This is a genomic window from Streptomyces sp. CC224B, assembly GCF_030010595.1.
Classification (GTDB): domain Bacteria; phylum Actinomycetota; class Actinomycetes; order Streptomycetales; family Streptomycetaceae; genus Streptomyces; species Streptomyces longispororuber.
Genome location: NZ_JASCXL010000062.1, coordinates 52,270 through 59,201, shown reverse-complemented (window position 1 = coordinate 59,201; position 6,932 = coordinate 52,270). Strand labels below are relative to the sequence as shown.

The 6,932-nt window shown below is 75.1% G+C and carries 7 protein-coding genes; 2 read left to right on the top strand and 5 right to left on the bottom strand.

From position 1 onward, the window contains the following. Window positions 1–270: 270 nt before the first annotated feature. From QK440_RS24285 to QK440_RS24270, 4 genes are all read right to left on the bottom strand, one after another. Entirely contained in the window at window positions 271–468 is a 198-nt protein-coding gene (locus QK440_RS24285; protein ID WP_282795311.1) for a hypothetical protein, read from the bottom strand. Between the two features lie 243 nt (window positions 469–711). Continuing rightward, complete coding sequence (locus tag QK440_RS24280) at window positions 712–1,428, bottom strand: DUF899 domain-containing protein (protein WP_282795310.1); 717 nt, start codon at window positions 1,426–1,428, stop codon at window positions 712–714. Window positions 1,429–1,725: 297 nt separating this feature from the next. Next, complete coding sequence (locus tag QK440_RS24275) at window positions 1,726–3,081, bottom strand: amidohydrolase (protein ID WP_282795309.1); 1,356 nt, start codon at window positions 3,079–3,081, stop codon at window positions 1,726–1,728. Window positions 3,082–3,309: 228 nt separating this feature from the next. Beyond that, window positions 3,310–4,302, bottom strand: coding sequence for a phosphatidylinositol-specific phospholipase C domain-containing protein (locus QK440_RS24270; protein ID WP_282795313.1), 993 nt, complete (start codon window positions 4,300–4,302; stop codon window positions 3,310–3,312). Between the two features lie 402 nt (window positions 4,303–4,704). On the opposite strand from QK440_RS24270, the gene QK440_RS24265 reads away from it, so the two are divergent. Further along, entirely contained in the window at window positions 4,705–5,181 is a 477-nt protein-coding gene (locus tag QK440_RS24265; protein WP_282795308.1) for a DUF3574 domain-containing protein, read from the top strand. Between the two features lie 33 nt (window positions 5,182–5,214). On the opposite strand, the gene QK440_RS24260 is transcribed toward QK440_RS24265, so the two are convergent. Continuing rightward, entirely contained in the window at window positions 5,215–5,631 is a 417-nt protein-coding gene (locus QK440_RS24260) for a hypothetical protein (protein ID WP_282795307.1), read from the bottom strand. Between the two features lie 267 nt (window positions 5,632–5,898). On the opposite strand from QK440_RS24260, the gene QK440_RS24255 reads away from it, so the two are divergent. Next, on the top strand, window positions 5,899–6,921 hold the full coding sequence (locus tag QK440_RS24255) for a metallophosphoesterase (protein WP_282795306.1): 1,023 nt from the start codon (window positions 5,899–5,901) through the stop codon (window positions 6,919–6,921). Window positions 6,922–6,932 lie beyond the last annotated feature (11 nt).

Below are 6,932 nucleotides of genomic sequence, written 5' to 3'. Positions count from 1 at the left end.
CCCCCGCGCGGCCGCGCCCGGGCCCGGGGCCCGGCGCCCCCCCCCCCGCCCCCCGGGGCCGGGGCCCCCCCCCGGGGGGGGGCCCCCCCCCCCCGGGGCGCCCCCGGCGCCGGGGGGGCCCCCGCCCCTTTTGTTGGTGCGATCCGTTCGTTTCGCGTCAGATGCGGATGGACTCTGGCCCGTGGGCCGTGGGTGACTGTCCGTCACCGATGCCTATGACTGTCCGTCACCGCCGGGTCGCGGGAATATGGCCTTCGGCCCGGCTTCCACTCAGGCGACGGAGCACTCGTCGGCGCCCCGGCGTTCCCGCCCGTCCCGCACGATCACGAGAAAGGCGTCGGTCGCCAGGTCCATCACGACCTCGGCGGGTTGTCCTTCACTGCGCCGGTCCCGCGCGAACTCCTCCGCGGGCCACGATCCACGCGGCCCGCCCGCGGGAAAGCGCTCCAGCACCGTTCGTCCGTTCATCATCTTCCTTGATCCCCCGTGTGTGTCCCGTGCGGAGCGACGGCTCCGCACTGAGGAGAACGCGCGACACACGCGGAAGGGCTCGCGGCGTGACCCAACCGAGACGGAGCTGAGGCCGATCCCGGGCATTCCGCACCCCTGGCCCCGCCAGCCCAACCAGACTCGCCAGCCTCACCAGACCCCAGCGCCCCCATCGGACCCGCCTCACTCAGCAGGCCCACCGTCCCGTCCCGCCCCGCGGGCTCAGTACCCGTACGGTCCGTGCAGCTCGTACTCCTCGTACTCGTCGTGGTAGCGCACCTCTCCACCGGCCGGGGCGCCGAGTGCCGAGGCGCGGCCCTTCGGCTCCTCCCACTCCTCCTGGCGGCCGAGTGCGGTGAGGTCGAGCAGGCTGGTGGTGGAGCCGAGGCCGTCGAGGCCGCGGCCGAACGTCGAGTACGTGTGGAAGACGCGGTCGCCGTCGCGCAGGAAGCAACTGATGCCGGGGCGGTCCAGGAGGTGCCCCCGCGGGTCGGGGCGCGTCGCGTCGAAGTCGCGGTTGAACTCGGCGCCGCACGTGGAGTACCAGGGCACGACCCAGCCCATGCGGGCCTTGAAGGGCAGGATGCGGGTGAAGGGGGCGCGGGAGAGCGCGACGAACGTCGTGCCCCGGGCCCGCAGGTGGGCCAGGTGCCCGATCTGGTCGAGGAACGCCGAGCAGCCGCGGCAGCCCGCGTCCCACTCGGGGGCGAACATGAAGTGGTGCACGACGAGCTGGGCGCGCCCGTCGAACAGGTCGAGCAGCGTCGCCTTGCCGTCGGCACCGTCGAAGACGTACTCCTTGACCACTTCCACCATGGGGAGCCGGCGCCGCTCGGCGTTGAGCGCGTCGCGGGCGCGCGTGACGGCCTTCTCCCTGGCCAGCAGTTCGTCGCGCGCCGCCTGCCACTCCTCGCGCGTGACGATGTGCGGAAATCCCATGGCGCATTCCTCCGGGTCGCGGTCCGCGGTTCTCGGCAGGGTGGACCCGCGCCGCCGCCGGAACTCATCGGTGCGGCGCGGAATTTCCCGGACCGGCTTCCCGGAAGGGCCTCAGAGCGTGGCCGGCGGGGCGAGCGGGCCGCGCGCCCGGATGGAGGGGCGCCACCGCGGCTCCTCCTCCGGTACGGCGAGGTCACCCCAACGAGTGGTGCCCGGGGGCTCGCGGCCGGGCCGTGCCCGCGCCCGGGCGGGTGGCCGCCTCGGCGCCCGGGCGCCGAGGCGGTCCCGCGCGGCGGGTCACGCGTCGTACTCCTGGATCCGCCGGCCGTGGCCCCGCTCGACGAGGGCGGGCAGGCGCTCGGTCAACTCGGCTGCCACCGCGGCGACGTCGACGGTCAGCAGCTCGCGGTCGCGCATCAGGATCCGCCCGTCCACGATCGTCGTACGGACGTCGCCGCTGCGGGCGCTGTGGACGAGCGTGGCGGCCAGGTCGTGCACGGGCTGGGTGTGCGGCCCGGTGAGGTCGACGAGGATCAGGTCGGCGCGGCGGCCCGGGGCGAGGGAGCCGATCCGGTCGCCGAGGCCGACGGCGCGGGCGCTCTGCAGCGTGGCGTGGTGCAGGGCCTGCCGGGCGGTCAGCCAGCGGGGGTCGCCGGTGGCGGCCTTCTGTACGAGCGCGGTGAGCGCCATGGACTCCCACACGTCCAGGGTGTTGTTGGAGGCCGCGCCGTCGGTGGCGAGCCCCACCGGGATGCCGAGGTCGCTGAGGAACCGTGCGGGGGTGGGGTCCCAGGCGAACTTCAGATAGCCGCGCGGCGCGCTGGCGACGGCGACGCGGCCGGTGGCGGCGCGCAGCGCGGCGGCGTCGCGGTCGACGATGCCGGTGCCGTGGGCGATGAGGACGTCGACGTCGAGCAGGCCCGCGCGGTGCAGGACCTCCACGGGGGTGGCGCCGTGCCGGGCGAGGCTGTGCTCGGTCTGGGCGCGGCTCTCGGCCGCGTGCAGATGGACGAGGAGGCCGTGGTCGCGGGCGAGTCCGGCGGTGGCGGCGAGGTCGGCGTCGTCGACGGTGTACGGGGCGTGCGGGGCGAGGCAGGTGGTGACGCGGCCGTCGGCGGCGCCCGCACGGCGGAGCGCGAAGTCCAGGGACGCCTCCCGGCCGCCGGGCCCCTGCGAGGAGAAGTACGCCTGTCCGAGCACGGCGCGCAGGCCGGTCTCGGCGACGACGTCGGCGACGGTGTCCATGGCGAAGTAGTGGTCGGCGAAGGTGGTGACGCCGCCGCGGATCAGTTCGGCGCAGGCGAGCCGGGCGCCGAGTTCCACGTCGCGCTCGCGGAGGTTGGCCTCGATGGGCCACACGCGGTCGTTGAACCACTCCTCGACGGGCAGGTCCTCGGCGACGCCGCGCAGGGCCACCATCGGCGCGTGCGTATGGCAGTTGATCAGGCCGGGCAGGGCGGCCTGGCCGCGCGCGTCGAGGCGTTCGGCGGCGTCGATCCCGGCGGCCGCCGCGGCGGTGGTGACGTCGCTGATCACGCCGTCGCGGACGACGACGGCGGCGTCCTCGGCGAAGGTGATCCGCTCGGCCGGGTCGTGGACAAGGGCGGTGCAGCCGCTGATGACGAGGTCGGCGGGGGCGGGGCGCTCTGTCATCCGTTCACGGTACGGGCGCGGACAGTCCGGCGGGGACCCGGCCACGAGGATCGGAGCCTGTTCAAGAACCCGGCCACGAACATCGGGACCTGCTCAGGGCCGGGCCCCCGCCCGGCCCCACGGCCTCGGCCCCCGTCGGCGCCCATGACCGGCGCGGACGGCCGCCAGCGGCGGGCACCTCGGGCAGGCCGGCCGCCGCAGAAGGCCATGGGAGGTGACGGCGTACCGCTACCCGCGCGGCAGCACCGTCGACAGCACCCCCGGCAGCGGGTACCAGTCCGCCGACACGACACTGGCGTGGCGGCGGGCGAGCAGGGTGACCCGGTCCCGGGCCTGGGCCTCGGTCGGCCGGGTGCCGTCGATGGCGGGCGGCACCTTGTGGGCGTCGGTCATGACGACCAGGTAGCCCCGGTCGGCGTACCACTTCGTGTCGACGGACCCGCCCGCGTACACCGACGCGTCACCGTCGAACAGCACGAACCACGGCCGGATCGAGGCGTCCGCGTACCGCGTGCGCGGGTCGCCGGGCGCGGCGCCGAGCACGGCCGGGAAGGCGGCGGCGTCGCCGAGTCGGCCCGCGGCGGCCAGGTCCCGCAGGTGGGTGGCGTACTCGCGGTCGGTCCACAGGGTGTCGACGGGGTTGTTCTGCTCGACGGTGCCGGGGATCAGCTCGACGACGAACTTCCCCGCGAGCGCGGCCCGGCCGGGCCAGCCCTCGGCGCGGACAGCCGCGTCGAGCGTCTGCCCGCCCGCCGCGAGGTCGCCGGGCCGGTACAGGGCGTCCCCGAGGCCGGTGCGCAGCAGCGCGTCCAGGTCGGCGGGGCCGCGCCGGTGGCGCGCCTGGAAGCCGTCCTTCAGCTCGACCTTGAGCAGCACGGGCCGGTGCCCGGGGTGGGCGTCGTGCCAGGCCCTGAGGTCCGCCAGGCACCCGTCGAGCGGCTGGTCGCGCGGCTTGGTGCGCAGTTCGCCGGGCCGCCGGGCGTTCTCGCAGTTGTTGTCGTTGCCGAGCGGGTTGCCGTGCGAGACGCGCCAGCCGCGGCCGAAGGCGTTGGTCCACACGTCGAGTTCGAGCATGGCGGCGCCGGAGTCGAGCGCGTCGGCGAGGTAGGGGTACTTGGCCTTCTCGTACGCGTTGTGCAGGCCCACCCCGGTGGTCGCGGCGTACGAGGGGCCGTTTGTGGCGGCCCCGGGCCGCGCCGCCGCCGGTGCCCCCGCGAGCACCCCCGCGGCGACGCACCCCGCCACCACCCCGCGTATCGCCTTCCGCACCGTCACCGCGCGCACAGCCGTCCCCTTCCACACCACTGATCAAGTCCACGGAAACGTACGGGATTGACGTGGCGTCACGGAAGACGGCTCTTTACGGCCACCCGGCTCGGCGTGGCCGCCGCGCGGCCCCCGCGGCCCCTACTGTGGTCGACCGCCGCCGGCCGCGCCGGCGACGACCACGGCCGCACGCCCGCAGGCCGGGCCTGCACGCCAGGACCCGAGCCCGCCGACAGAGCCCGTGCCCGCCGACAGGACCCGCGCCCGCCGACAGAGCCCGTGCCCGCCGACAGGCCCCGCGCCCGTGGGCGGAGGCCCGCCGCCCTGCCCCGCCCGACCACCGGAAAGGCCCCCGCCATGCCCCTCACCCTCACGCTCACCGGCCCCCGCCTGGCCCTGGCGGCCACCGCCGCCGTGCTCGCGGTCGGCGCGCCCACCGCGTACGCGGCCCTCGACGGCGACGGGCCGCGGCCCGCGGCCGCCACCGCGACGGATTCCCGGGGCGAGCCCTACGTCGAGACCCACCTGTTCTTCGGCACCGCACGCCCCGACGGCGGCCCCGCCGTCACGGACAGGCAGTTCATGCGGTTCGTCGACACCGAGGTGACGCCGGGCTTCCCCGACGGCCTGACGATCCAGCAGGGCCGGGGCCAGTGGAAGGACGGCACCGGCACGATCGAGCGGGAGCGCAGCTACGAGCTGATCCTGCTGTACCCCGCGGCCGAGGCCCAGCGGCGCGGCAGGCTCATCGAGGAGATCCGCTCCGACTACGAGAAGAAGTTCGCCCAGGAGTCCGTGGGCCGGCTGGACGACCGGGCCCGGGTGGACTTCTGAGGCCGCGCGCCCTGGCCGGGCCCGGCCAGGGCGCTACCCCAGGTGCACGTCCCCCACGGTGTGCGCCTGGACGACACCGCCGTACTGCACCCCGCCGCTGACGGTGTTGCGGGCGCCCCCGCCCCGGCCGTCGTCCCCGTACCCCAGCTCCTCGAGGAGCGCCCGCAGCTCCGCCGCCGCCTCCGGGTCCGCGCGCAGCGCCCGCCGCATACGGGCGCGCCACTCGGCCCGTACGTCGTCCGCTGCCGCACCGTCCCCGGTGTCCTGGGCCGCGGTGAACTCGGCCCGCGCCAGGTCGAGTTCGCGCACCACCGCGTCCTCGTCGGCACCGTCCCGCCGCCCGAGGAGGGCCGCGACGCGCCCGCGCGCGGCGGCCCACCCGTCCCCCACCATCGCCTGCACGAGCGCCGTAGCACCGGCCGCCGCGAGGGCGGCCAACTCTGCGTCCACGGGGTCTCCTTCGTCAGGGAGCGGCGGCGGTCGGCGGCCGCCTCACGTCAACGGTAGCCGCGCGTCCCGTAGTTGGTGTTGCGCGCCGCCTCCATCCGGTAGGAAACTTTCCTAACAATTCTCGGTCACGTCCATTGACCTGCTCATGACCAGTGGCCACCATTCCTGTCACGGCCCCGCGCACGACCGGCGCACCACCCGGGGCCCAGCCGCGCGCGCCGCTTCCGCACGCCCCCTCCCGCACCCCCCACCCGCCAGGAGACGGACATGCCGCAGACACCCGATGCCACGAACCCGAACGCCGCGAGCGAGCCCGGCACCGCCACCACCGGCACCGGCCCCGGCACCGGCCCCGCCGCCGACCGCCGTGCGCGACGCGCCCGCCGGCTGGTGCCCGTGGCCGCCGCCACCGCGCTCGCCGCCACCGCGGGCCTGCTGCTCTGGTCCCCCGCCGGGGAGGCCGGTGCCAGTCCCAGCCGGGCGGCCGCGGCGTTCTCCGCCGTCGCGGTCGGCGACATCGCCGAGCAGTGCACCAAGAGCGACAGCGGGTGCGCGCACCCGAAGACCGCCGCGCTCGTGCAGCGGCTCGACCCGGACTTCGTGATGACCATGGGCGACAACCAGTACGACGACGCCCGCCTCAAGGACTTCCAGAAGTACTACGCGACCACGTGGGGCGCCTTCAAGGACAAGACGCGGCCGGTGCCGGGGAACCACGAGACGTACGACCCGGCGGGCCCGCTCAAGGGGTACAAGAGCTACTTCGGATCCGTCGCCTACCCCGACGGCAAGAGCTACTACAGCTTCGACAAGGGCAGCTGGCACTTCATCGCCCTCGACTCCAACAGCTTCGACGACCGCGCCCAGATCGACTGGCTCAAGCGGGACCTCGCCGCCAACGACAAGAAGTGCGTGGCCGCGTACTTCCACCACCCGCTGTACTCCTCCGGCGAGCACGGCAACAACCCCGTCGGCAAGCCCGTGTGGAAGCTGCTGCGCGGCGCGCGGACCGAGCTCGTGCTCGGCGGGCACGACCACCACTACGAGCGGTTCGCGCCGCAGGACGAGAACGGCAACGCCGACGCGGGCAAGGGCATCGTCGAGGTCGTCGCCGGGACCGGCGGCGCCAACCCGTACAAGATCGAGGAAGTGCAGCCCCACAGCCAGAAGCGGATCACCAACACCTACGGCGTGGTGCGGTTCGACTTCAAGGACGACGGGTTCTCGTGGAAGCTCGTCGGCACCGACGGGTCCACGAAGGACACCAGCCCCGCGTACTCCTGCCGCTGACGCCGGGCCCG